25 protein-coding genes and 3 tRNA genes are annotated in these 24,969 nt (G+C 52.4%); 16 read left to right on the top strand and 12 right to left on the bottom strand.

Features of this window, described 5'->3' with window-relative positions:
- Window positions 1–71: 71 nt before the first annotated feature.
- From P8T57_RS18850 to P8T57_RS18835, 4 genes are all read right to left on the bottom strand, one after another.
- Window positions 72–680 carry a DUF2497 domain-containing protein gene (locus P8T57_RS18850; protein WP_085643070.1) on the bottom strand — a complete coding sequence of 203 codons (609 nt, stop codon included), beginning with the start codon at window positions 678–680 and terminating at the stop codon, window positions 72–74.
- 112 nt (window positions 681–792) lie between these two features.
- Window positions 793–2,145 (bottom strand): TolC family outer membrane protein, encoded by a 1,353-nt coding sequence (locus P8T57_RS18845; RefSeq protein WP_341364001.1) that lies wholly within the window; start codon window positions 2,143–2,145, stop codon window positions 793–795.
- 142 nt (window positions 2,146–2,287) lie between these two features.
- The gene (locus P8T57_RS18840) at window positions 2,288–2,611 is read right to left on the bottom strand and encodes a rhodanese-like domain-containing protein (protein WP_007089652.1); all 324 of its coding nucleotides are present in this window, start codon (window positions 2,609–2,611) and stop codon (window positions 2,288–2,290) included.
- A gap of 95 nt (window positions 2,612–2,706) precedes the next feature.
- Window positions 2,707–3,360, bottom strand: a complete 654-nt coding sequence (locus P8T57_RS18835) for a protein-L-isoaspartate O-methyltransferase (protein ID WP_341364000.1) — start codon at window positions 3,358–3,360, stop codon at window positions 2,707–2,709.
- 294 nt (window positions 3,361–3,654) lie between these two features.
- Between P8T57_RS18835 and P8T57_RS18830 the strand changes: the two genes are divergently transcribed.
- From P8T57_RS18830 to P8T57_RS18815, 4 genes are all read left to right on the top strand, one after another.
- A tRNA-Cys gene (locus P8T57_RS18830) sits at window positions 3,655–3,728 on the top strand.
- Window positions 3,729–3,732: 4 nt separating this feature from the next.
- Window positions 3,733–3,808, top strand: a tRNA-Asn gene (locus tag P8T57_RS18825).
- Between the two features lie 105 nt (window positions 3,809–3,913).
- Window positions 3,914–4,837, top strand: coding sequence for an aldo/keto reductase (locus P8T57_RS18820; RefSeq protein ID WP_341363999.1), 924 nt, complete (start codon window positions 3,914–3,916; stop codon window positions 4,835–4,837).
- Between the two features lie 169 nt (window positions 4,838–5,006).
- Window positions 5,007–5,082: transfer RNA gene (locus P8T57_RS18815), tRNA-Asn, on the top strand.
- A 116-nt stretch (window positions 5,083–5,198) separates the two neighbouring features.
- Here the strand turns inward: P8T57_RS18815 and P8T57_RS18810 are convergent.
- A complete protein-coding gene (locus P8T57_RS18810) occupies window positions 5,199–6,566 on the bottom strand; it encodes an IS1182 family transposase (protein ID WP_341363998.1) in 1,368 nt (455 codons plus the stop codon).
- Between the two features lie 126 nt (window positions 6,567–6,692).
- Here P8T57_RS18810 and P8T57_RS18805 point away from each other — a divergent pair, with 126 nt between their 5' ends.
- Together P8T57_RS18805 and P8T57_RS18800 are read left to right on the top strand one after the other, a co-directional pair.
- Window positions 6,693–7,010, top strand: a complete 318-nt coding sequence (locus tag P8T57_RS18805; protein ID WP_341363997.1) for a hypothetical protein — start codon at window positions 6,693–6,695, stop codon at window positions 7,008–7,010.
- 241 nt (window positions 7,011–7,251) lie between these two features.
- On the top strand, window positions 7,252–9,942 hold the full coding sequence (locus P8T57_RS18800; protein ID WP_114095796.1) for a bifunctional acetate--CoA ligase family protein/GNAT family N-acetyltransferase: 2,691 nt from the start codon (window positions 7,252–7,254) through the stop codon (window positions 9,940–9,942).
- 83 nt (window positions 9,943–10,025) lie between these two features.
- Here P8T57_RS18800 and P8T57_RS18795 read toward each other — a convergent pair whose 3' ends face one another.
- Both P8T57_RS18795 and P8T57_RS18790 read right to left on the bottom strand, forming a co-directional pair.
- Window positions 10,026–10,463 carry a MerR family DNA-binding transcriptional regulator gene (locus P8T57_RS18795; protein ID WP_007092176.1) on the bottom strand — a complete coding sequence of 146 codons (438 nt, stop codon included), beginning with the start codon at window positions 10,461–10,463 and terminating at the stop codon, window positions 10,026–10,028.
- Between the two features lie 126 nt (window positions 10,464–10,589).
- Window positions 10,590–12,092 (bottom strand): hypothetical protein, encoded by a 1,503-nt coding sequence (locus P8T57_RS18790; protein ID WP_341363996.1) that lies wholly within the window; start codon window positions 12,090–12,092, stop codon window positions 10,590–10,592.
- A 108-nt stretch (window positions 12,093–12,200) separates the two neighbouring features.
- Here P8T57_RS18790 and P8T57_RS18785 point away from each other — a divergent pair, with 108 nt between their 5' ends.
- The 8 genes from P8T57_RS18785 (at window position 12,201) to P8T57_RS18750 (ending at window position 19,806) form a co-directional block, all read left to right on the top strand.
- Window positions 12,201–12,644, top strand: a complete 444-nt coding sequence (locus tag P8T57_RS18785; RefSeq protein WP_341363995.1) for a hypothetical protein — start codon at window positions 12,201–12,203, stop codon at window positions 12,642–12,644.
- Between the two features lie 115 nt (window positions 12,645–12,759).
- Window positions 12,760–15,333, top strand: coding sequence for a protein translocase subunit SecD (gene secD / locus P8T57_RS18780; RefSeq protein WP_341363994.1), 2,574 nt, complete (start codon window positions 12,760–12,762; stop codon window positions 15,331–15,333).
- Window positions 15,334–15,499: 166 nt separating this feature from the next.
- The gene (locus P8T57_RS18775; protein WP_007092172.1) at window positions 15,500–16,285 is read left to right on the top strand and encodes a DUF4198 domain-containing protein; all 786 of its coding nucleotides are present in this window, start codon (window positions 15,500–15,502) and stop codon (window positions 16,283–16,285) included.
- Between the two features lie 207 nt (window positions 16,286–16,492).
- Window positions 16,493–17,116, top strand: a complete 624-nt coding sequence (gene cbiM / locus P8T57_RS18770) for a cobalt transporter CbiM (RefSeq protein WP_007092171.1) — start codon at window positions 16,493–16,495, stop codon at window positions 17,114–17,116.
- Window positions 17,117–17,119: 3 nt separating this feature from the next.
- Complete coding sequence (locus P8T57_RS18765) at window positions 17,120–17,788, top strand: hypothetical protein (protein WP_007092170.1); 669 nt, start codon at window positions 17,120–17,122, stop codon at window positions 17,786–17,788.
- Window positions 17,785–18,561 (top strand): cobalt ECF transporter T component CbiQ, encoded by a 777-nt coding sequence (cbiQ, locus tag P8T57_RS18760; protein WP_007092169.1) that lies wholly within the window; start codon window positions 17,785–17,787, stop codon window positions 18,559–18,561. The genes P8T57_RS18765 and cbiQ overlap by 4 nt, the downstream gene beginning before the upstream one ends.
- Entirely contained in the window at window positions 18,543–19,202 is a 660-nt protein-coding gene (locus P8T57_RS18755) for an ABC transporter ATP-binding protein (RefSeq protein ID WP_007092168.1), read from the top strand. Before cbiQ ends, P8T57_RS18755 begins: the two co-directional genes overlap by 19 nt.
- A 61-nt stretch (window positions 19,203–19,263) precedes the next feature.
- The gene (locus tag P8T57_RS18750; RefSeq protein ID WP_007092167.1) at window positions 19,264–19,806 is read left to right on the top strand and encodes a DUF924 family protein; all 543 of its coding nucleotides are present in this window, start codon (window positions 19,264–19,266) and stop codon (window positions 19,804–19,806) included.
- A gap of 71 nt (window positions 19,807–19,877) precedes the next feature.
- Here P8T57_RS18750 and P8T57_RS18745 read toward each other — a convergent pair whose 3' ends face one another.
- Both P8T57_RS18745 and yaaA read right to left on the bottom strand, forming a co-directional pair.
- Window positions 19,878–20,942, bottom strand: coding sequence for a glycosyl transferase family protein (locus P8T57_RS18745; RefSeq protein WP_007092166.1), 1,065 nt, complete (start codon window positions 20,940–20,942; stop codon window positions 19,878–19,880).
- A gap of 21 nt (window positions 20,943–20,963) precedes the next feature.
- On the bottom strand, window positions 20,964–21,737 hold the full coding sequence (yaaA, locus tag P8T57_RS18740) for a peroxide stress protein YaaA (protein WP_071240079.1): 774 nt from the start codon (window positions 21,735–21,737) through the stop codon (window positions 20,964–20,966).
- 176 nt (window positions 21,738–21,913) lie between these two features.
- Between yaaA and P8T57_RS18735 the strand changes: the two genes are divergently transcribed.
- Window positions 21,914–22,255, top strand: coding sequence for a peptidylprolyl isomerase (locus P8T57_RS18735; protein WP_255356858.1), 342 nt, complete (start codon window positions 21,914–21,916; stop codon window positions 22,253–22,255).
- 79 nt (window positions 22,256–22,334) lie between these two features.
- Here P8T57_RS18735 and P8T57_RS18730 read toward each other — a convergent pair whose 3' ends face one another.
- The 3 genes from P8T57_RS18730 to P8T57_RS18720 form a co-directional block, all read right to left on the bottom strand.
- Complete coding sequence (locus P8T57_RS18730) at window positions 22,335–22,685, bottom strand: DUF1491 family protein (protein ID WP_341363993.1); 351 nt, start codon at window positions 22,683–22,685, stop codon at window positions 22,335–22,337.
- Window positions 22,685–23,479: a peptidoglycan DD-metalloendopeptidase family protein gene (locus P8T57_RS18725; RefSeq protein ID WP_341363992.1), complete on the bottom strand. Its 795-nt coding sequence runs from the start codon at window positions 23,477–23,479 to the stop codon at window positions 22,685–22,687. The genes P8T57_RS18730 and P8T57_RS18725 overlap by 1 nt, the downstream gene beginning before the upstream one ends.
- Before the next feature lie 88 nt (window positions 23,480–23,567).
- Window positions 23,568–24,053 carry a hypothetical protein gene (locus tag P8T57_RS18720; protein ID WP_341363991.1) on the bottom strand — a complete coding sequence of 162 codons (486 nt, stop codon included), beginning with the start codon at window positions 24,051–24,053 and terminating at the stop codon, window positions 23,568–23,570.
- A 216-nt stretch (window positions 24,054–24,269) separates the two neighbouring features.
- On the opposite strand from P8T57_RS18720, the gene P8T57_RS18715 reads away from it, so the two are divergent.
- A complete protein-coding gene (locus tag P8T57_RS18715; protein ID WP_063094034.1) occupies window positions 24,270–24,947 on the top strand; it encodes a DUF599 domain-containing protein in 678 nt (225 codons plus the stop codon).
- The last annotated feature ends 22 nt before the right edge of the window (window positions 24,948–24,969 follow it).

Raw genomic sequence — 24,969 nt, 5'->3', positions numbered from 1 at the left:
GGGTTTTATCACTGTACAAAGAAAAAGCGGCGCACCGTTGGCGCGCCGCTGTAAATCATATTTCGGCTCGCCTACAGGTCTTCGGCGCGGTTCACAATCCGCTCGATTTCCTTTTTCACAAGGCGTTCGATCATATAGGGAAGGTTTTCGTCAAGCCATTCCTTAAGCAACGGACGCAGCATATCGCGCACAAGGTCTTCAAGCGTGATATGACCAGCGTTAAGGCCAAGGGCGACGGCACGTTTCTTTGCAACGGCTTGCGCCAAATCCGAGATGGTTCCGGTTGCCGTGTTTTCGGTAACACGGGAAATCAGCGGCTCGTCATCTTCGTCGTCCTCGTAGACCGTCGGCATTGCCGGTTCGGGTTCCGGTTCGTCGAAGTCATCCATCAGATCGGGTTCAGGTTCTTCGAATTCGTCTTCTTCCGGGGTTTCATCGAAATCGAGCATATCGTCGAGTTCGAGCTCTTCTTCGGGCTCGTCAAGCTCAAGCTCTTCCGGTTCTTCATCGAATTCAAGTTCTTCGGGCTCTTCATCAAGTTCGAGCTCGTCGATCTCTTCTTCAATTTCCGGTTCGGGTTCTGGTTCCGGCATCGGTTCTGGTTCAGGAGCGGCCTGTTTCTTGTCATCATCCCCTTCATCAGCAAGAATCTTGCGGATGGACTGGAGGATGTCCTCCATTGAAGGTTCTTGTTGCCCGTCACTCATTTTTTATCTTCCGCACTAGATTTCATTACCGAACCGACCCTTCCCCAAGGTCTGACAGGGCCCAAAGGCCCTGTCAGCAATCAGGTCAATCCGTTCCCCACCACTGATCCTTGACTTTGTTATAGTTGGATTCAGTGTCATAAATTTCGACCGGAAGGCCGAGAACCTGCGCATTCAAGGCTCCCATCGCCGCCTTGACCTGGAATTCGGCAACCGCTGCGTCACGGCGCGAACCAACAAGGTTCACACGTGCCTGAAGCAGTTCCTGTTCCTGATCTAGAACGTCAAGGACGGTACGCGAACCAACAGAAGCTTCGCGCTGCACTCCATCAAGAGCGACCTCGGCAGATGATACCTGCGCCTGCTGGGATTCGATGCTCGCACGTGCCGTCACGAGGGTTTCCCAGGAACTGGTTGCATTTTCAATCACGGCGCGACGGGCCTCATCAACCTGAACCCGGGCCTGACCGGCTGTTTGCTTGGCCGCACGAACAGATGAATAAACCGCACCTTTCTGATAAAGCGGAACGGTGACCTGTGCGAGTATTTCTGCACTGTCCGAGGTCAGATCCTCCTGCGAGGCTTCGTAAGCGCGCTGCACACCGGCACTCAGATTGACTTCCGGATAAAGCGACCCTTCGCTCAGCCGGATGTCAGACTTTGCCGCATCTTCGGTATACTGGGCCTGAACCACATCAGGATGCTGTTCCTGGGCAATCGCCAGAACATCCGTAACACTGGTCGGAAGCCCCGACAGCGGATTCGGAATTTCAAGATTATCAGGCTTGTTACCCACCAGACGCTCGTACTGGGCACGGGTATTGGCAAGGTTACCCTGGGCTGAGATCAGGTCTGCCTTGGAACCGGCAAGACGGGCTTCGGCCTGTGAGACGTCGGTACGTGTCACTTCACCAACCGAGAAGCGGTCACGCGTTGCTTCAAGCTGACGTTCAAGCACGCGGACGTTATTCTGATTAAGTTCGACAACTGCCGTATCACGCAAAACGTTGAAATAGGCCGTTGCAACCTGCAGCAGCACATCCTGTTCTGAAGAACGCAGGGCCGCACGTGCCGCACGGATACGCGCTTCCGCCCGATCAGTTTCAGCAACGGTACGACCACCACGATAGAGCGGCTGAACAACTTCTGCACCGACAGTATAAGGCGTCAGGCTATTGTCCGTTTCGGTACCATTTAGGTCGGTATCCAAGTCCCGGAAACCAGCTTCGCCCGAAAGCGAAACGTTCGGGCGCCAGTTTGACAGCGCCTGCGAAACCTGTTCATCCGTGGCACGAAGCGACGCACGACCGGATTCCAGCGTCGGGTTGCTTTGATATGCCTTGATCAAAGCTTCTTCAAGGCTCTCTGCAGAGGCCCCATTGGCAACGATGCCACCAGTGGCCAGAATACTGCAGGTCAGCAAGAACCGTTTTAACATTTATCTACCCTTGTAAGATCCTACACCAAGTCCCGACCCCGGCGCAGTTTCGCATATGGTAACGACGGAACGAATATTTTCCAACAAAAGAGGCATTTGTTTGAGAAAAAATAAAAATGCCGACCTTTTCGCCATCAAATTATCAATCGTAACGTGTCATATCCGGGTCGATTTCCAACGCCCAGACATCTATACCGCCAGCAACATTAAAAACATCTTTAAATCCGCGATCCTCAAGCAGCATTGCGGCATGGCGACTGCGAACGCCATGATGGCAAAGAAGTGCAACCGGTTTTTCGGGGGCAAGTTCCCCTGCCCGGTCCGCCAATTCGCCCAAAGGTATATGGATCGCGCCCGCGATTGCGCAAATCTCCAATTCCCAATCTTCGCGCACATCAACAAGTACGAGGGGATTGTTTCCTTCAAGACTTGATGCCAGTTCGCTGCATCGAAGATCGCGCACCATTTACCTGCTTACCTGCTCTATTTTCCTGATCGGGTTGCCGAACCGGTTTACATAAAATTTTGCCCGGAGTTTTCCCCGGGCAAAACAAAATCATATCAGAACACGAAACTTTCTGCCGGTTCGAACCCGGGAAGATAGGGAATGTTGGCATCGAACAGATCACGATGCCCAACGACCGCGTTTTCACGTTCGTAAAGACGCGCAACACCAACCTTGCCAGGTGCCCGAACGACAACCAGCAAACGACCACCCTCGGAAAGCTGATCAAGAATGTTGGCAGGAACTTCGGCAACCGCACCGTCAAAGACGATCACATTATACGGCGACTGCTTGGCATAACCCTCGGCAAGATCGCCTTCCACCACGATGACATTGTCATAGCTGTGCGACTGGAATGTCTTTTCAGCGATGGATGCCATTTCCTTATCGCTTTCAACCGCAACTACGGTTTCGGCAACGCGCGAAAGAACTGCACCCGTATAGCCATAGCCTGCGCCAATCACCAGCGCGACGTCGCTACGTGCAATCTCGGCAGACTGCATCATGCGTGCGATTACCATCGGCTCCATCGCATATCGGCCATTTCCGACAGGAATATCTTCATCGACATAGGCAATGCCACGCTTGCCTTCCGGCAGGAACAGCTCGCGTGGAACCTCCTCCATCGCAGCGATGACCAAGGGATCGGTAACCTTGTTGGTCCGAACCTGATTTTCCACCATGTTATGGCGCGCGATTTGGTAATCCATGTTTATCTGACCTGAAAATTCTCGCGAGAAAAAGCCTGCAACCGGTCTTTGTCCCCAAAACCACGTCACAGATGTTGCCCTGTTTATAGTCAGCACATGGGCAACTGACAACAACGGATCAACGGCAGAGCGGCAATTATTCGCGAAAACATATTGAAAACATATCCAGAATGGATTTATCCGCGCACAAATTGTTTGTTGGCGATCTTCAGATTGTTTTCTGTTTAAAAATCTAAAATTGGGTGCTTGACGGCCTGTATTCGATAGGGCTATACACCGGCCAGCCAACGCGAAGGCGCGATGGCGGAGTGGTTACGCAGAGGACTGCAAATCCTTGCACGCCGGTTCGATTCCGGCTCGCGCCTCCACTAATCCGGCATAGCTCAGTTGGTAGAGCAAATGACTGTTAATCATTGGGTCGCAGGTTCGAGTCCTGCTGCCGGAGCCACAAACCCCTGGAACTCTGTTCCGGGGGTTTTTGCTTTTGTGCCCTGCCCTGCAAATTGCTACCAATAGCGCATCATCCGCCCTGAACTTCGATTAGGATCAATATATGTCATCCCCTGCTTCGCGCCGTCACATGGCCAAGGATTTGAGTTTCTCGCAATTGGCGTGGGGCGCATGGCGATTGCGCGACAGCACGGACATCAAAAATGTCGGTGATATTCTGGCATTGATCCACGCCTGCCTTGATGCTGGGATTACCACTTTTGATCATGCCGACATTTATGGAGGCTACGGATGCGAAACCTATTTTGGCGAGGCGCTGGCAAAAGCACCAGAACTGCGCAAGAGAATGGAAATCGTGACCAAGTGCGATGTCGCACTGGTCAAGGATGCGCAGCCCGACAACCGGATCAATCATTACAACACCAGCAAGGCGCATATTCTGGCATCGGTTGAAAATTCGCTTCGTAACCTGACAACCGACAGTATCGACATGCTTTTGATCCACCGTCCCGATCCACTGATGATCGCTGACGAGGTTGCGGATGCATTCAACACACTCCGCCAATCCGGCAAGGTTCGTCATTTCGGTGTTTCAAACTTTACGCCGTCACAATTCAATCTGTTACAAAGCCGACTTGATGCACCGCTCGCAACCAATCAGGTGGAATGTTCGGTTCTGGAACTTGCCCCGATCTTTGATGGCACGTTTGATCAGATGCAGCAAAAGCGGATCCATCCGATGATCTGGTCACCACTTGGTGGCGCACGACTGTTCAACGCGCAAAATGATGTGACAGCCGACCGCTTGCGCCCCGTTCTAGAACGAATGCGTGACAAATATAACCTGCCCAGCATCACCGAAGTTGCAATTGCATGGTTGTTGCGCCTGCCCTGTCAGCCGGTGCCGGTCCTTGGCACCATGAAGACACACCGCATTATTGATGCAACAACATCCTGCAGCGTTCAATTTGATCGGCAGGACTGGTTTGAAATTCTGATCGCGGCACAGGGGCATCCGGTCCCCTAAGCATTTACAGGCACAGGAAACAGGTGTTCAATTAACCGGAAGGCGACGGGCGATACGATACCGTGAAAAAAGATGGATTTCGGATCATTTTTTCTCAAAAAGGTCTTGCGGGATCAAAGCTGTTTTATTATACCCCTGCCACGCGCTTCAAACGGAGTGCCAACCCTGATCCGGCATAGCTCAGTTGGTAGAGCAAATGACTGTTAATCATTGGGTCGCAGGTTCGAGTCCTGCTGCCGGAGCCAATTAAAAAGGGACCGAACAATTTGTTCGGTCCCAGACTGCTGACAAACCCCGTCATATTTTGGCGGGGTTTTTCTTTTAGAGGTGTTTGAAAGCTGGCTTGAGTGTGCCGAGGGGATTATCCCTCGGCGATTTGCCCCTTGGGGCCCAAAGCCAGGGCTATTTTCTTGATATTTTGGGCGGCGGCGGCCAGCAGACATTGGCATTTGACATTGATCAGTCCCCGGAACCTTGCATATCGATGACCGTGAAGCTGTTTGGCATCTGCAAAAGAGCGTTCGACCGTCTCTTTTCGGCGCTTGTAAACCCGCTTGCCCCACTCTGTCAGACGATAGGCGTCAGCCCGGTCTCTGGCGTCTTGCCAGACATGGCGCGTGACAGTTTTTCGCTGGTGGGCATTGGCGGTACAGGAAGCCAGCACAGGACAGGTGCGGCATTTTTCCGGGTCGCTGTGATAATGGCGGTATCCATTTCGGTCGGTTGTCGCATAAGACAGAAGCTGACCTTCGGGGCAGCGATAAGCATCACGTTCAGGGTCATAAACGTATTTGCGTTTGGGGATGTAGCCTTCCCGAAGGTTCGGGCGGCGATAGCCCGTCACGCCAAGGATGTCACGATCTTCAAGGCCTTTGGCAATCGCGGCGGTCGCATAGCCCGCATCCAGTCCGACGGCGATAACATCAAGGTCAAAACGCTGCCTTTGTCGGTCAAGACGGTCGAGATAGGGAATGCTGTCATGCAGATTGGCTGGGGTGGCGTAACTGTCGGTAATGATCCCAAGCTTGCCATCGACCGTGCGGTGATCGAGATAGAAAAAGCCCTTGGGCTTGCCGTCGCGCACCATATATCCGCTGTCGGGATCGGTTCGGCTGATCTTGGTTTCTTTCTCAACCGGCTGGCGTTCTTTGGCTTTGAGCGGCTTTTTCGCATGAGCCGTCCGGTCTTCCTCAATCGCCAGATCCAGATCATCCCAATAGGCCGCGCGCGATTTGGCAACCACTTCGCGGTCCCATTTGTTCTTGTTGGCATCGGCCTTCAAATGCGTGCTGTCGGTATAGAGAACCTTACCATCCACCAGCCCGTGCCTGATCGCCTGCTCGACGATCTCGTCAAAAATATCCTGCGCAACACTGGCATCATGATATCGACGCCGCCGGTTCTGCGACAGGGTCGAGGCATCAAAGACCTTGTCGGTCAGCTTGAGTTGCAAAAACCAGCGATAGGCGACATTGACCTCAATCTCGCGCACAAGCTGGCGCTCCGAGCGCACGCCAAACAGATAGCCAATGAACAGCGCCTTAAACATTATCACCGGATCAAGGGCGGGACGGCCATTGTTCGCGCAGTACAAATCGGCCACGCGCGCATGGATAAAACTGAAATCGATCACGGCATCGATCTTACGAAGCAAATGATCGCTGGGGACCAAACTGTCGAGTGTCACCATCTCAAGTTCGGTTTGATGTGGGCTGGGTTTCTTAAGCATTCCCCATTGAATCAAAAGTCCCCGCCAATGGCGAGGACTTTGTCAGCAGTCTGGGACCGAACAATTTGTTCGGTCCCTTTTTCTTTTGATATTGCTTTATCCGCCCCAAAACTGGACCTATCGACCATGAAAACAGCCAAAATCGAATTGAAACAAGTGAAATTTGGCACGCTTTCCGGTGCGACTGAGGGCTGGATGATTGTCTGCGAAGATGATGTCATTCATGGCCTTGTGCACCGGATAGATGGTGATCTGTTTACAATTTCCTCTACGACCGATGAACGTATCCAGGCGTTTGGCTGGTGCCCGATGTTTGACAGTCTCGCCCATGTTCAAAATGATCTGGAAATAGCGCTGGCCATGCAAAGTGCCGGCGAAGTCGAGGAATGGATTGAACAGTCCGAGCGTTTCGATGACGAAAGTCATAATGGGCATCTGCATTAATTAAAGCCGATTAAATAAACTTGCCGATCAGCAGATGTTTGGATGGCATATGACGGTTGTGCGAAACCGTTATGTCCACAATGCTTTATTGATCCACAGCAAAACAATATACTCTTTGACGAAATATGATCTCGCATCTGCGAAAGCGGATTTTGACAGGTGGCCGGAACAAATATGATGGCCATTCAATTGCCACCGGCCGCGTCATCGCGTGCCCCATGGAAAAAGCGGGAATTCGGTCATGAGCACGATCAATCTGGACCATCTTTTCAAACCAAAATCGGTCGCAGTCATCGGCGCATCCAATCGGTCCCATTCCGTTGGACAGGTGATCATGCGCAATCTGCTGGCAGGCGGTTTTGACGGACCGATCATGCCGGTTAATCCGCACAGCCAGTCAATTGGTGGTGTTCTGGCCTACCCTGATGTTGAGAACCTGCCGGTTGTTCCCGAACTTGCCGTTATTTGCGTTCCTCCCAAAGCCGTTGTGCCAACCATGGAATGCCTTGCCGCCAAAGGCTGCATGGCAGCCATTGTGCTGACCGCGGGTCTTGGTGCCGAACAATATGACGATGACCGCAGCGTGAAACAGGCGATGCTTGAAATTGCCGCAAGCCATAAAATGCGCCTGCTGGGCCCAAACTGTCTTGGCCTGATGGTGCCGGGTATCGGACTCAATGCCAGTTTCAGTCATCAAAGCATCGGCAGTGGCAAAATCGCTTTTGTGTCGCAGTCGGGCGCGCTTTGCACCGCTGTTCTCGACTGGGCGGCGGCACGCGGCATCGGTTTTTCGCACTTTATATCGTTAGGCGAATGCGACGATGTCGATTTCGGCGACGTGATCGATTATCTGGGGTCGGATCCGAATACGCGTGCGATCATGCTTTATATCGAATCTATTCAGGAACGCCGCGGTTTCATTTCCGCAGCACGCGCCGCATCGCGCAACAAGCCGATCCTTTGCATCAAATCGGGCCGCTTTGCCGAGGGTGCAGCCGCAGCCGCATCGCATACCGGCGCGCTGGCCGGAGCCGATGACGTGTTTGATGCCGCCATCAAACGTGCGGGCGTTCTGCGCGTTTATACAGTTTCGGAAATGTTCTCCGCCGCAGAAACCTTGTCACGTATGCGCCCGTTCCGGGGCGACAAACTTGGCATTATCACCAATGGGGGCGGTATTGGCGTTTTGGCCGTTGATGCCCTGATTGAACGCCAAGGCCATCTTGCCAAGCTTGAAGACAGCACGATCGAGGCCCTTAACGGTGTCTTGCCATCGACCTGGTCACATGCAAACCCGATCGACATTATCGGCGATGCCCCGGGCGAACGATATGCAAAGTCGATTGATGCAGTCCTGAAAGATCCCAATATCGACAGCCTTCTGGTCATGCATGCCCCAACCGCTATCACCGATCCGGTGGAAGTTGCCCAAGGCGTGATTGATGCGATCAAGGACAGTCGCAAAAACATCCTGACCAACTGGGTTGGCGAGGCAACCGTCGCCAAGGCACGCAATCTGTTTTATGCCGCTGGGATCCCGACATATCGTACCCCGGAAAATGCCGTTGCCGCCTTCCAGCATATGGTGAATTACCGCAAATTGCAGGAAGTCCTGATGGAAACGCCGCCATCAGTTCCGCAGGATTTCACGCCGGAAACCGACAAGGCGCGCCAGATAATCCACACAGCCATTCATTCGGGGCGCGATATGTTGACCGAGCCAGAGGCAAAAGCCGTTCTGGAATGCTATGGCATCAATACGGTCAAAACCGTAGCCGCAGAATCGGTTGATGACGCCATCGAAACGGCGAATGCCATCGGTTATCCGGTCGCGCTCAAGATTCTCTCGGATGATATCAGCCACAAGTCCGACGTTGGCGGTGTGGTTCTGAATATCGACAGTGACGAAGAGCTCCGAGCTGCCGGCAACAAGATGCTGCGGACCGTCAAACAGAAATTCCCAAATGCGCGGGTACGAGGCTTTACCGTTCAGGAAATGATCAAACGTGCCGGTGCACGTGAATTGATCGTTGGCATGACCACCGATCCGATTTTTGGCCCGGTGATCCTGTTTGGTCATGGCGGGGTCGAAGTTGAAGTAGTCCGCGACCGGGCCATGGCGCTACCACCGCTGAATATGAAGCTGGCGCGCGAGCTTGTGGAAGGAACGCGTATCTATAATCTGCTGCGCGGTTATCGCGATGTGCCGCCGGTCAACCTGGAACAGCTTTACGTCACGCTGGTGCGGCTGTCACAGTTGGTTGTGCATCTTGGCGAGGTGCTTGAACTCGACATGAACCCGCTTCTGATTGATCAGACCGGGGTGATAGCACTGGACGCACGGATCAAGGTGACACCAAAAGTGGTTAGCGATGATCAACGTCTGGCAATTCATCCCTATCCGCGCCACCTGAAACAGGAACTGATCCTTGAAGACGGGACAAAATACCTTCTGCGTCCGATCAAGCCGGAAGACGAGCCGAAGCACTATGAATTCATGTCGAAACTGACACCGGAAGACATTCATTTCCGGTTCTTTGGCTCAGTCCGTGAATTGCCACATTCGGAAATGGCCCGCCAGACACAACTTGATTACGATAGGGATATGGCATTCCTTGCCATCGTGCCAGAGGGGCCAGAAGCAGGCGATATCCATGGCATTGTTCAGGTCGTAATCGATCCGAACAACGAGCATGCCGAATATGCGATTATGGTTCGCTCAGACATCAAAGGGCGCGGGCTTGGCCGCATATTAATGGAAAAGATGATCGAATTCTGCCGCCAGAAAGGGACAGAAACCTTTATCGGGCAGGTTCTACCAGATAACCGCCGTATGCTGACGCTTTGCGAAAAACTGGGCTTCTCGCGCAAATATCTTGCCGATGAGGAAGTGTTTGAAGTCACCCTGCCCTTGCAACGCGACGTCGCCTGATATCGGGTTGATAAATCATGAAAAAAGCCCGGTCACATTGAATTGGCCGGGTTTTTATTTTGCCATCAGACGACATCCAAAAATTACGCGGTTTCAGGCGTCAGTTTGGATTTGATGTGTGCCAATGCCTTTTCTGGATCAATCCCCTTTTCGCGCAAAGCGTCGGCGGCCTCGCTTTCGATCTTGCGAAGTTCGCCCAAGGTTGTCTGAACGTCTTCAAGCTGTTGTTCCAGTTCGGAAATGCGACGACGCCCGACCAGCATCAGATGCGCCAGTTGATCTGCACCCGACCGTTCAGCGTCATAAAGATCAATATATTCCTTGATGTCTTCAAGCGAAAAACCAAGACGTTTGCCACGCAGCACCAGCATAAGGCGCGCGCGATCACGATAGTTATATACACGCGTCGCACCTGCCCGCTGGGGTGATAGCAGGCATTTGGTTTCATAAAATCGGATAGCGCGCGGCGTGATGTCGAACTCTTCGGCAAGCTCGGTAATGCTGTACAGCTTATCGTTCATGGTTTTTCTTATTGAATGAATGCAATGGTGCAACATCGCAACATTGGGACTTACAAGTCAATATATTTACGCTTACGTCACTTCGCTTCAGGCCATTCCCAAGATTACGACAACGTCGCCAATCCCCTAGTCCCCTGCATTCGAGTTACTTTCGTTCGTCTTGGTACGAATAAATGCCAAATCAACCGGCACATAGTCCGGACCGTTGAATAGCTTTTTGCCGGTCAATGCCCCCGGCCAGCTTTGGGGATCGGATTTCCAGAAGGTGCCATCGGGCATTGGGACTTCAAGCGGATGACGGAAACCCTCGGCATATTCGGGCACCAGTTCCAGGTCACCACAAATACCCGCCTTGAATATCGGCCCTGCTGCCGGCCGTGGATTGCTCAGCACACCGGGCCAAGCATCAAATATTGCGGGATAAGTCGCGTGATTGCACACATCACCGGAAAACTGCACACCGCGATCTTCATCCCTGCCAAGATCAAGTTCGTCAGTAGGACCAAACAATGTCTGATCAAGCGGCATCAGGTTGATGGGCAAAGTCGCCGGATTGGCATACCCAATGGCATTACGCCGATTTTGCCACATCCTGGTTGCGCCCTTTTTGACGTATTTCTGACGCAGGAAGAAGCTGTTGTGGAAGCATTCAAAAGGCATACTTGGCTGCGCATGGCTTGACTTGCCGAATTTGAAAACGGCACCACCGTTGTTTTCATCACCCTCCGGCCCCGGGCGGCTATCAAACCAGCCGCGATTGCCGAAATAATACCAGTACCCGCCAGCCAGATTATCCTGCGAGAAAAGCTTATGACAGTTATAGAACTGGTTATATGCCACCCACCAGCCCACGGCAGTTGCTTCGGGTTCAATCGGATTGTCGCGCACGAAACTGAATCGGTTATCAATGATGCGGACATTGCGGTTAAAGCTGCCGATCGGCTTTTGCAGATTGGTCGCGGATACATCCATTCGAACGGCGTTATAGCAGTGGCGCACATCGTTTCCACGGATTACGATATCGCCCGCAATGTCATCCGCCCCAAAAAATGCACCGTTCAGGTATCGATATGGTGCTTCCTTGCCCGGAGTGATTTCGCCGTCATGGATCATCGACCAGTCAAGGTACCGCCAGATCACATCATCCTGAATCCAGTCGCAATTTTCGATGATGATGCGTGATGTGTGCTCGCCCGTCGCATAAAAAGCATATGTTCCGCCGCGGATTTGAAGGTTTTTGAATATCAGGTCATTGCTGTCGCGGATATAGACGGCACTCGGCCATGCTCGTTCGATACGGATATTATCAAGACGAATATGGCGCTTTCCGATGATGCGAAACGCCGCGTATTTGGCGCATCCGGGATCGATTGCCGAAACTTCGGGATCGGGCGGACGGCGACCGTCAAGAATGGCACCATATTCACCGCGAATGATGATCGGCTGATCTTCAAGGCCGCTTATCGGGATATCAACCGGTTCCGGCAGGAAATAGTTTCCCGGCATCAAACGGATCAAATCACCAGGTGCACAATTGGCCACCGCATTATGAAGTGTTGAGGTTTCGCGCCAGGTAGAATCGACCCAATGACGCCCGCCATCCGGCGTGACATAAACCATCCTGAGCATTTCATGTTCCCCTTGTTACCCCGATGCCCGATTAGATTTTATTGCCGGGCTTGTGTTTTATCAGACGTCACGCCATATCTGTCGCTGTTTCACCGCTGCCGGACCAATATGAACCAACCACCGAGCCAAGCCGCAAAGGCAATAGATCATCGTGATCGTAGTCAATCCCTACCGGGTTTGTTGCGCCATGCTGCATTTTGCCTGATTGCTTGCGCGCTTATCCTGTTTGGTGGCGGCACATCCGTTACTGACACGCCAATTTCCGACGGACCGACTTTCCCCTATCCGTTTAATACCGTCAATCATGATAGCGGCCCGTCGCAGGCAGTCCTTCCGGTGGCACCGGATCGTGCCATTGCCGGTCCCCGCCAAACCCCGGACGATTTACCAGACCATAAGCCAACCTTCCCCGATGATGCCGTTGTTGTACCGTCGGTCACACAGCATACAGCTCCCCAACGGGCAAAATGCATCTTTGTGGCAAGTGCAATCGCCACTCATGGCGCTGAAATTCTTCCATTTTCCCCGCGCGCTCCGCCCTTTCGGGTCTGATTTCTCCTACTCATAATCGCGGCACGATATGCGCCGTGTTTCCAGAAATATCAGATGACAGCATAACCGGGTATCAGGTTGGCCCGGTCTGACTGCTGTGCGGAGTTTATTTTTCATGCGTACATCAAGATGGCGCGTGGTTGTCTACAGCCTTGTCCTTCTGACAGGTTTCCTGACAGCCCTGCCAAACCTTTTCACCCCGGCTCAGCTTGCAGACTGGCCCTCATTTTTACCAAGACGCCAGGTTGCCCTTGGCCTTGATCTGCGCGGCGGATCGCACCTTGTGCTTGAAATCGATACTGCGGCAATGATCGCCGAACGCCTTGAAATAACGCGCGATGATGTCACAAACGCCCTTCGCAAGGCCAATATCGACACCAACAGCATTCAGATCAGTAATGATCAGGTGATTGTAAGCCTGTCTGATACCAAGGACCACGACGGTGCCCTTGATGCCCTAGAATACCTTGCCAATGCGCAGGTTGAAACACCACGGCATGGATCAACGGCAGAATTTGTCATTACCGCGCCATCCGATAACAGCATCCATATCACACTTAGCGAACAGGGCATTCGCAACCGGGTCGACGCCAGCGCCCAGCAAAGCCTTGAGATCATTCGAAGCCGCATTGACCAGATAGGCGTATCGGAACCAACGATCCAGCGGATTGGCAGTGATCGTGTTCTGGTTCAGTTGCCCGGCATTCAGGACCCGTCACAGGTTCGAAAACTTCTGGGTAGCACCGCAAAGCTTGGCTTCTATATGCTCGCGGATCGCAGCAGGACCGATAAACGCGACAGCAGTGTACTAACTTTGCAGGACAAGGACGGGCAAAGCTATCACTTGCGTCGTACTCCGGCCCTTTCGGGCGACCATCTGACAGATGCCCATGCCGGATTTGATCCGCAAAGCCATCAACCAGTTGTCAATTTCCGGTTTGATACGGCCGGTGCGGCAAAGTTCGCCGATATCACACGCGCCAATGTTGGAAAACCCTTTGCCATTGTTCTGGACAACGAAGTCCTTAGTGCACCAGTCATCCGGGAAGCGATAACCGGTGGTTCGGGCCAGATCAGCGGCAGCTTTACGGTTGGTGAAACGGTAACACTTTCTGCACTTCTTCGTGCCGGGTCCCTGCCCGCACCAATGACCGTGATCGAAGAACGAACCGTCGGCCCCGACCTTGGTGCAGATGCCATCGAGATGGGCCTTTATACCGGCCTGATCGGGTTGGGACTGGTCACCGGATTGATGTTTTTCCTGTATGGGCGATGGGGCACGATCGCCAATCTGGCACTTGGCCTTAACGTCATGCTGACATTCGGCGCACTGAGCTTGATGGGAGCAACACTGACCCTGCCCGGTATTGCCGGGATTATTTTGGGGATCGGGCTTGCAGTTGATGCCAACGTTCTGATCAACGAACGTATCAGGGAAGAAACCAAAAGGGGCCTTTCGGCGTTCATGGCGCTCGATTCCGGGTTCAAGCGTGCTTATGCCACGATTGTTGATTCCAACATAACAACCCTTATCGCAACCGCCCTTTTGTTTGAGTTCGGGTCCGGCCCGGTGCGTGGCTTTGCCATCACCATGGGTCTTGGCATCGTGATTTCGATGTTTACCGCGGTTGCCGTGGTTCGAGTTATCATGACCGAAATCGTCTGGCGCACCCGTATGAAAAAGCTCGTCATTGAACCGCTTTGGCGTTTCATGCCCGAAAAAACCAGCATTTCTTTCATGCGGGCACGTTTTCTCGGCATCGGAATGTCGCTTTTGCTGTCTGCTATTTCAATCGGATTGTTCTTCAAACCCGGTCTTGATTACGGGGTTGATTTCAAGGGCGGCATTCAGGTTGAAGTTGCCAGTAGCAGTGGGAATAACGGTAACAGCCCGCTTGACCTTGGAGCCTTGCGACAGGAACTTTCGACATTGGGGCTTGGCGATGTCAGCCTTCAGGATATCGGCAAGGATGGCCATATCCTGATCCGGGTTGAACGTCAGCCGGGCGGCGAACAGGCACAGACAGCAGCCGTCGAGACAGTTAAGAAAGCCGTACAATCAATTGATCCGGCAGCAGATTTTGAACGCACAGAAGTCGTTGGTCCCAAAGTCAGCGGTGAATTGGCCCAATCTGGTGTCAGCGCTGTCATCTTCGCAAGCCTCGCGATGCTGTGCTATATCTGGTGGCGGTTTGAATGGCCATTTGCCGTTGGCGCGATTGTGACATTGATCCTTGATGTGACCAAGACCATCGGCTTTTTCGCGATTATGGGGCTCGACTTCAATCTGACGGCCATTGCCGCCCTGCTCACCCTGATCGGCTATTCGGTCAATGATAAGGTTGTGGTTTATGACCGGATGCGCGAAAACCTGCGGCTTTATCGAAAAATGCCGATGCGCGAAATCATCGACATGTCGATCAACCAGTCGCTTGCCCGGTGCCTTTTCACATCTCTGACAACCCTTTTTGCGATGGTGCCAATGGCGATCTGGGGCGGGTCTGCCGTTGAAAGTTTTGCCGTTCCGATGGTGTTCGGCGTTGCGATTGCCACGACATCGTCAATCTATATTGCTGCACCAATCCTGCTGTTCCTCGACACCTGGCGACAGAAACAACGCCAGAAGCATGCGCGACTGGCATCAGAAACCGACATTGATGACAATCCCCTGATAAAGGCATCCAGTTAACAAGACCATATGACCATATCGAAACCGGCTTTCATCGCCGGTTTCGATAAATCCCAGAGAATCATACGTTTTAAAATATTTTATGAAACATCTTGTTTCAATGGATTGACCCGGCAAATCGGTCGCCATAGGGTACGGCATCATTCCAGTTTCACAGGACAGAAAGATGTCGATTCCTTTCCGGTTTATCGTGACCGCGGGCTTTTCATTTGGGTTGCTGATCGGTGCCCAGCATGCTGCACAGGCCCACTTCCAGAAGATGATCCCGTCAACCAACGTGGTCACTCAGGAAACCGGTCGCGATATCGAGGTCGACCTGACCTTTACCCATCCAATGACCAATGGCCCGGCAATGGAAATGGCACGGCCGGTTCGGTTTGGCATTCAGACCAACGGCAATAAAACCGATCTTGGCGACAGTCTGGTGGCAAAGACGGTCGATGGCAAAGCAGCCTTCGACGCCACTGTCCATATTGATCGTCCCGGCGGATACGCGCTTTATGTCGAACCGATTCCCTATTTCGAACCGTCCGAGGGTAAATACATCATCCAGTACACCAAAACGATCATTGATGCGTTTGGTGCCGGTGAAGAATGGGACCAGATGGTTGGCTTCCCGGTCGAGATAGAGCCCCTGACCCGCCCCTATGGCATCTGGACAGGTAATGTATTCAGCGGGATTGTCCGTCATAACGGCGAACCGGTACCGTTTGCCGAGGTCGAGGTTGAATATGCCAATGACGGCAGCATCACACTACCAAACGAAAGTTTTTCAACGCAGGTCATCAAAGCCGATGGCAATGGTGTTTTCAACTATGCCATGCCCCATGATGGTTGGTGGGCGTTTGCCGCCTTGGTCGAAGATGGCACGATGACGGCCCCAGGATCGGATGATCAGGTCCCAGTCGAACGCGGCGGTGTTATCTGGGTTAAAACCGACCCAATGGACTGACTTTCGAGCAACACGCCAAGCCTGTCATACTTATTTGTAAAAAATATGAAACCCGCTTGACTTCGCGACTGCGAAATCGCTACGATTTTCAGGTAGGATTTATGACCTGCCTGCCCCACCAGAACAAAATGCACACGTAAATTGATCCGTTTGCAGGCCAGTCCTGTAGACGTCAGGATTGCAAATGCACTTAACAGGGATTTGACCATGCACATCGTCGATGGAGCCCTATCGAGTGAAGTCGTTGTAGCCGGCGCCGTTTTTGCGGTTGCAGGTATCGGTTACGGACTTCGTAAAATCGATATTGATGCGATGCCCCGTGTGGCGATGATGAGTGCGGTTTTCTTTGTTGCTTCCCTGATCCATGTTCCTGTCGGGCCAAGCAGCGCACATCTTATCGTCAATGGCTTGGCAGGGTTGATGCTGGGCTGGGCTGTTTTCCCGGCAATATTCATCGGACTGTTATTGCAGGCGGTTTTCTTTGGTTTCGGCGGCATCACCGTTCTGGGTGTAAATACAATCAACATCGCCCTGCCTGCGGTTTTGATGTGGTGGCTGGTTTCACCGTTTCTGACACGTGCCGAAGGTAAATCGATCTTGCTGGCAGGTTTTGTCGCCGGGTCCGGTGCCATTGCCCTTTCAAGCATAATGGTTGGCCTGTCACTTGCAGCCAGCGGGCAGGAATTTGTTCCAACCGCAAAGCTTGTGGTCATGAGCCACATACCGGTCATGGTGGTTGAAGGTATCCTGACCGCAGCAGCCGTGCATCTTGTCAAAAAAGTCCGTCCGGTCATGTTGGCCCCCGTCGGCTCGCTTCGAAATGCGGCCTGATCGATGCCGCGATTTCCCGTTTTATGCGTATTTTCTGTTCTGATCGGCACGCTGTTCATATCCGTCAATGCCCAGGCACACAGCCTGCATGTTTTTGCGATGGGAAACGGCGACGTCATCGACGGCTATGCCTATTTCGGGGGCGGTGCCCGGCCACATGATGCGAAAATCCAGCTTCTCGATGATACAGGTCGCGTTATTTTTGCCGGAAAGACCGATGATCAGGGTGAATTCAAACTTCGCGTCAGCCACAAACAGGATTATGTCATCGAAGCCAATTCCGGTGATGGCCATATCGCCAGCTTCGAAATCAATGGTGATGAGCTTTCCAGTCAATTGCCCTCAGGAAATGAAGGTATCGATGTTCAGGTCAGCCAGATTGACACAGCATCCTCGTCTCAAAACGAAAAAACACATCCCCCATCGACAATCATTGCCACGGATAGTTCCAACACAACGGTCACCCTTTCGCGGGACGAGTTGGACAACCTGATTGATGCGGCTGTATCCCGTCATGTTCGGCCCTTGCGCGAACAACTGGTTGCCTATGAGGACAAAGTCCGATTCTCCGATCTTCTGGGTGGGATTGGTGTCATCGTCGGAATATTCGGGGCCTTTGCATGGTTCAGGGCCGGAAAATCACGGCCCGATCAGCAGAATGAAAAACCATGATCGGGGCGACAAATGTCCTTGTACCGTCACGATCCAATTCAGTTCTGTCACGGATTGATCCACGCTGTCGTTTGCTGGCAGCTCTCGCACTGATCGTAACAGCCGTCAGTTTTTCAAGCTGGCAACCATTGGCAATGCTGGTTCTGGTCGCTGCGATCATTACCGGTTTTGCCAAACCCAACTGGTCCAGAACACTTAAAATGGTTTTGACCATGGATGGCTTCATCCTTGTGATGCTGATCATGTTGCCCTTTACCGTGCCCGGTGATGTGATATTCACCCTTTGGAGTTTTGACGCCAGCTATCAGGGACTGTTCCAGGCCGTGCTGATCGCGCTTAAGGCAAATGCTGCGATACTTGTTCTGATTGCACTGATGGGCGGAATGGATGCAATCCTTCTGGGGCGGGGTTTGCAGGGGATATACGTTCCGGCAAAGCTGGTGACGCTTTTCATGTTTACCATTCGCTATATCGATCTTTTGCGGCGGGAATATCTGCGCCTGCATGTTGCCATGCGGGCACGCGCCTTTGTCGCGCGTAACAATCGTCATAGCTGGCGCAGTTTTGGATATTTACTTGGGATGCTGTTGGTGCGCAGCCATGATCGTTCAGAACGCATTCTTTGGGCGATGAAATGTCGTGCCTATCACGGTCATATGCATTTCGGCTCCCTGCCCCGGTTCAGTCCTCAGGATTATCTGTTTGCCAGTGCCCTCATCCTTTTCACCGCTGCCCTGATCGGGTTGGAGGTCGCATGTCCGCCGCTGATCTGATCACAGTCAAAAACCTGCATTTCACCTTCCCCACCGGGCGCAAGGTCTTGAATGGTGTGGACCTGTACCTGCGGACCGGTGAAAGATTGGCCCTGATGGGGGCGAATGGCGCTGGAAAAAGCAGCCTGTTGCATTGTCTGATGGGTTTAGTCACAGCAGAGAATGGCGAGATAGCCATTCTTGGGTCAAGATGCGAAACAGAATCAGAATTTCGCGCCGTTCGCGGCCGGGTTGGGTTGCTGTTTCAAGATTCCGATGATCAGCTTTTCTGCCCGACCGTTCTTGAAGACGTGATGTTTGGCCCGCTTAACCTTGGTCAATCGCGCTATGATGCGCGAAAAATAGCTATGCAAACGCTAGCTGATCTTGGACTGGGCGGATTTGAAACCCGGATCACTTATCAGCTTTCCGGTGGTGAAAAGCGACTGGTTGCACTTGCAACAGTTCTGGCGATGTCGCCCGAAATCCTTCTGCTTGACGAGCCAACCAACGGGCTTGATGCCGATGTCGAGCAACGTCTGATCGCAATTTTGCGCTCTTTACCACAGGCGATGGTGATCATTTCCCATGATCATCTATTTCTTGATCATGTCGCAACACGTTCCGTTCGCCTTCAGGATGGCGTTATATCCAAAGCCTGACTTGCTGGCATTTGCGAGCTCGCCTATGCTTCAGCAATCTTAAAAGAACGGGAAACGCCCCATGAAACCTGAATCCATTCTTGTGTTCTGGTTCAAGGAACTTGAGCCTAAACAATGGTTTGAAAAAGACACTGCAATTGACCGTTATATCGCAGAACGATTTGCTGATTTTCATGCCGCCGCGGCAGCCGGGGAATTGTATGGCTGGCGCAAAACCGCACATGGCCGACTGGCTGAAATCATTATTCTGGATCAATTTTCTCGCAACATCTATCGCGACAAACCGGAATCCTTTGCCTCCGACCCTATGGCACTCGCTCTGGCACAGGAAGCCATTGCACATGGCTTTGATACCAAACTGACCAAGCCCGCCGAAAAATCCTTCCTGTATATGCCCTACATGCATTCGGAATCAGAAGCCATTCACGAAATCGCACTGGATTTGTTTAACCAGCCGGGCCTTGAAAACAATCATGGCTACGAAATCAAACACAAACGGATCATTGATCGTTTCGGTCGCTATCCGCACCGTAATGACATTCTGGGGCGGACATCAACGCCAGATGAAATTGCGTTCCTGAAAGAACCAAACTCTTCATTCTGAAAATAACAAAAGGGGATGGCTCGTCTCACCATCCCGTGATTTGATTTCGCAGTCACTCATAACTGCGATTTTTAACCGATCTTGCGGTCACGTTTTTCCCACCAGCCATCAACCAGTGCTTCGGCTTCGTCCATGTAGTCGGCCTTGCCTGCAAGGAACGCCCCCATTGCCGCACTGCCTTTGATGCGCGCAATCGCGGCACTGTCTTCGACCTCGCCGCGCCATACGGCCATAAAATGCTGCAAGGTCACCGGGCTGTTGTCTTCATCGTCCTTTTCAGTCCGCGCCAGAAGTGCCGGCCAGCGAACGTCGCTAAGCTCGCCATTGTCAAGCATACGAAGATCGACATGCTTGAACGGTGTGCGTTCCGCCTCACCGCCGCCGCCCTTGATGACGCCAATACGCGGTAATTCCAGAAGCTTTCCCGTTTCCCGGTGAACATCAAGAAACGCCGGATGGAATACGCCAAGAAACGCCGCACGCGCCTGCAACGGATTAAGCAGACGCAGCAGGGTATTGACCGGACTGCGCAACCCCAATAAAGGCCGCAGACCAATCAGCTCCTGCAATTTCGGATGGATGTGGCGCAGCGGCAAATAGGCAAAGCCCTTCGACGCAATATCGGAACGTGCTTCGTCGGCCGACATCGCCAAGGGCAATTTTAGCGTCTTGACCGCAACCTCGGTGCTCACACCGTTGGTCAGGTGCGAATTATAGCCATGCATCAGAACCGGAATACCATTCCGCGACAGCAACATCGCCGACAGCACGAACCACGGCAAACCGCGCGAACGCCCTGCCGCATAGGATGGCCAATCCAGCATCGGATGACATTTTTCCGGAATCAGGCTTTCATCGTCCAGCTCAAGCCGCGCGGCCTTGCGAACGGCTTCGATCATGCCTGCCAGTTCTTCGGGCGTTTCGGCACGATAACGCAGCATCAAAAGAAACGCGCCCAGTTGGATCGGTTCCACCTCGTCACGCAGGATCATTGAAAAGGCTTCAAATGCCTCTTCGCGCGTCAGGCTGCGTGAACGCCCCGGTCCACGGAAGAAAGTCCGCAGATATCCGGAAAACGGATGAGCTTCCGGCAGATGGTTGTCATCTTCAAGCTGCTCAAGATGGTCGTCGGTCATACGATCGCACCACTTCTGTTATCAGTTATGTTCGCGTGTAAATATCCACTCGTTATCATTCGACTGATCTTTTTGATAGCGATAACCGTCCATATCGAACGATTTAAGGTCCTCGGGCTTTTCCAGACGATTGTCGATCATGTAACGCGCCATCATGCCACGTGCACGTTTGGCCGAGAAACCAATGACCTTGCCAACACCGGCTTTGACTTCCTTGAAGACCGGCGTGATCACCGGACCGTCAAGCACATCTTCTTTCACCGACTTGAAGTATTCATGCGATGCCAGATTGATCAGGCTGCGGTTCTTGTGATCCGCGGTAATAGTATTGATCTGTCTGGCAATCTTATCACCCCAGAATGCATAAAGATCCTTGCCACGTGGGTTCGAAAGTCGGGTTCCCATTTCAAGACGATAGGGCTGCATCAAATCACGCGGTTTCAAAAGACCATAAAGGCCCGAAAGCATCCGGAAATGGTTTTCGGCCCAGTCGATATCTTTTTGATCCATCGTGTCGGCATCAAGACCGACATAGGTATCACCACGGAACGCGTAAATTGCCGGCTTGGCGTTTGTGCGATCAAAAGGCCGTGAAAAATGCGCAAAGCGCTGATAATTCAGATCAGCAAGATTTTCACTGATCCCCATCAGCTTCATCAAATCGCTGCGGCTTTTTTTACGCGCAACTTCAATAAGTTCTTCAGTATCGTCGAGAAATTGCGGTTCTGAAACGGCCATTTCAGGTGCATCCGTTTCGAAATCAAGTTTCTTTGCCGGAGAAACGACAGCAAGCATTAAGACGCCTCTTCTCTTTCATCTCTGATCATTTTATCGTAACAAGCCACAAGGCATGGAGAAAGTCTAGGGCCCAAGCCCATGTACACGCGTATATACGCTTGTGCATCGGTTTGGACCCTTTGCATTCCCCATAGATTTCTAATCTTGCAGAAAATCCGCAGGGTGCAACCCACCTGTGGAAGAAAGGACGAGTTATGAGTGAACAAGTTCGCGCGTCGCACATTCTTCTGATGTATGCTGGTTCGGCACGCTCCAGTGCAACCCGCACCAAAGAAGAAGCGCTTACCGAAATCAACGCGCTCAAAGACCAGATCGCCAATGGTGCTGACTTCGGTGAAGTCGCCAAAGCAAACTCTGACTGTCCGTCCGGTCAGCAGGGTGGCGACCTTGGCTTCTTTGGACGTGGCATGATGGTTCCGGAATTCGATGCCGCTGCTTTCAACATGGAAGTCGGCACCACGTCCGACGTGGTGGAAACCGATTTCGGTTACCACCTGCTGCAGCGCACCGCCTGATTGGCGCTCGCCAAAACACCAAAGGGCTCGCAACATCTTGCGGGCCCTTCTTGATTTAGCACTTCGGAAATCTCATCCATCAAAAATCGACCAGTGGCGCATCAAGCTCGTATTCGCCCTTGTGATCCTCGATCTCCAGCACCCAGACATCGCGATCAAATTTCACCTGTTTGCGCCAGTATTCGTCGCAGGCGAACTCGGTCTCGCGTCCACCATCCGCACCACCGGTCACCTGCATCCAGCCCATATCGCCATCAAGTGTCGTCACCCGCGAAAAGACATAGCATCCGGCCGCAAAACGATTGAGCTTCAGCAGCACCGCACCGGCATCTTCATTGCCCATGTGCACCACCATCGCCGTAATCAGCTTTGATTGGCAGATCGCAATCTGCCCGCGAACCCAGATGCCAGCCTTAAGCCGTGGCTGCATTACTGGTCCCCCCGCTTTGCCGTCACATTTTCAGGCATTTGAAGGATCAGATTGGCATTTGGACAGATGCTTTCCCAGATTTCCCATTCCGATGGCTTTGCCGCCCCAAAATAATCTCCCTTTTTACCCAGCATATCGAAAATAATCTGAAAATGAAGATGCGGAATCCAGTCGCCATTAATCGGGAAATCGCCAAAGGCACACAGCAGATGGTCTTTTTCCACGGGCTGTCCGATATAAAGACCTTCAAGCGATTCACGGCTGAGGTGACCATACAATGTATAGAAAGTCACATCCGGTTCCGGATTGTGTTCAAGGATGATGGTCGGCCCATAATCAAGATGCAGATTGTTATCGGCAAAGCTGTGGACGACGCCATCAAGTGGCACATAAACGGGCGTACCCGCCGGGGCGAAAAGATCAATGCCAAGATGCTGGCTGCGCGCCTCGCCATCATTTTTGAATTGATCGGATTGATAACATATCCGGTCTTCGCGATAACGACCGACACCTACCGGCGCGTTGGCATCCGCCATCTGCTGCCACATGATTTCGGTCTGGCGCGCCGGATCGCTGGTACCACCAATCACCACATCGCCATTGCTTGAAAAGTCATAAACGATTTTAGCACAGCTTTTCAGATCGCAATCCAAGACCGACGCGAAATCAACCTGATGATCAATGATCCATTGGCGAAGTCGCGGTGCATCCGCCACCGGTTCCTGCCCCTTTGCGTAACGATCAAGATAAGACTGAAAACGTGCAGACGCGTCATCAAGAATGGCTGTGGTCACAATGGTGGCTCCGGCAAAGAAAAAGGCAGGATGAAAACACCCTGCCTTTGCCTACATGATATTTTGTCATAAGGGCAAGTCCCAAGACTTACCAGTTGGTGACTTCGTACTCGCACGCGACATCGTCATCATCGGTATCGGTCAGTGCCACCGTCAGGCGACGCATCTGCGGATTAAAGCGTTTAACGAAATTCAAAAGCACCAGCGCTTCTTCGGAAAGATCCCCGGCATCTTCATCGTCTTCATCAAGTTCGCACAGCTCTACCAATTCAAGGAACAGAGCCGCAAGCGCACGTTTGACGTCTTCGCCGCCTTTAAGACCACCGGTCAATTCACCAAGCGGGCCCAGATCAACATCAAGCTTGCGAAGCGTCTTGCTCATCTGGTCGATGGCATCTTCGTCCAGAACCATCTCGGCCGCGATCATGTGCGTGCCGACTTCATTGATGTTCATGAAACCGATAAATTCGAACAGATCGTCCTTGTTACGGCCTTCGGCCAGAAGCTGTTCGGTGTGCGCTTCGAATTCTTCGAAGTCGATGTCTTCGCCAAGATCGTTTTCGAGGTCGCTCATGTCGCTCTCCAGTGAAAATTTGCGCCGCTCATACTCTGTATCGGTGAAAAACACAACCCGCACCGGGTCAATAGGGATCAGACATGCATGGATCACAGATCGGAATGAATACAGGAAACATTAAACCCAATTGCGAAGAAACATGTATCCTCAGTAGGATGAAGTTACAGGCCGCCGTGTTTTACGGTCGAAACGAATTTAAAGACGGATCACATTATGCCCGAATTTACGTTACTCGACATTGCCGCTGTTAGTTGGGCATTACTCTGGTGGGTGGGCTATACCATCTTTGCCGATGCGAGTTCGCGACGGCGTAATTCGATTTCGGCACATATGGCGCGCAATCGGCATCGCTGGATGGAACAGATGCTTCAACGCAATCTGCGCATGGTTGATACCTCCATCGCGGGTAACCTGATCACCGGCATCAGTTTCTTTTCATCGACCACCATTCTGGTCCTGATTGGTTTGATCGCACTTCTTGGCTACACCGAAAAAGCAATCCAAACGGTATCCGCCCTGCCCTTTGCCGTCGAAACAACGGCAGCAGTCTGGGAATGCAAGGTCGTGCTGCTGATTCTGATCTTTATCTATGCGTTCTTCAAGTTCACATGGGCATTCCGTCTGTCGAACTATTGTTCGATCCTGATCGGTGCCGCCCCGGACCCAAGCGCACCGGATGCGGCCCGGGCAGCCGCCCGGGCATCACGCATGAGCATGATGTCAGCGCACAATTTCAATCGCGGCATTCGCGCCTATTTCTTCGCGCTGTCAGCACTTGCGTGGTTCTATCATCCGGTCGCGTTCATCATCGGCGCCGCATGGGTTACGCTGGTTTTATACAATCGGGAATTTCGGTCCCACGCACTTGATATTCTTGCCGGGCATCACTGACACGAAAAAGGCCGCATCAAGT

The organism is Thalassospira sp. SN3W, assembly GCF_038070535.1.
Taxonomy (GTDB): Bacteria; Pseudomonadota; Alphaproteobacteria; order Rhodospirillales; family Thalassospiraceae; genus Thalassospira; species Thalassospira xiamenensis.
The sequence above is the reverse complement of the archived record's forward strand: the minus strand, read 5'-3'. Positions and strand labels throughout refer to the sequence as shown.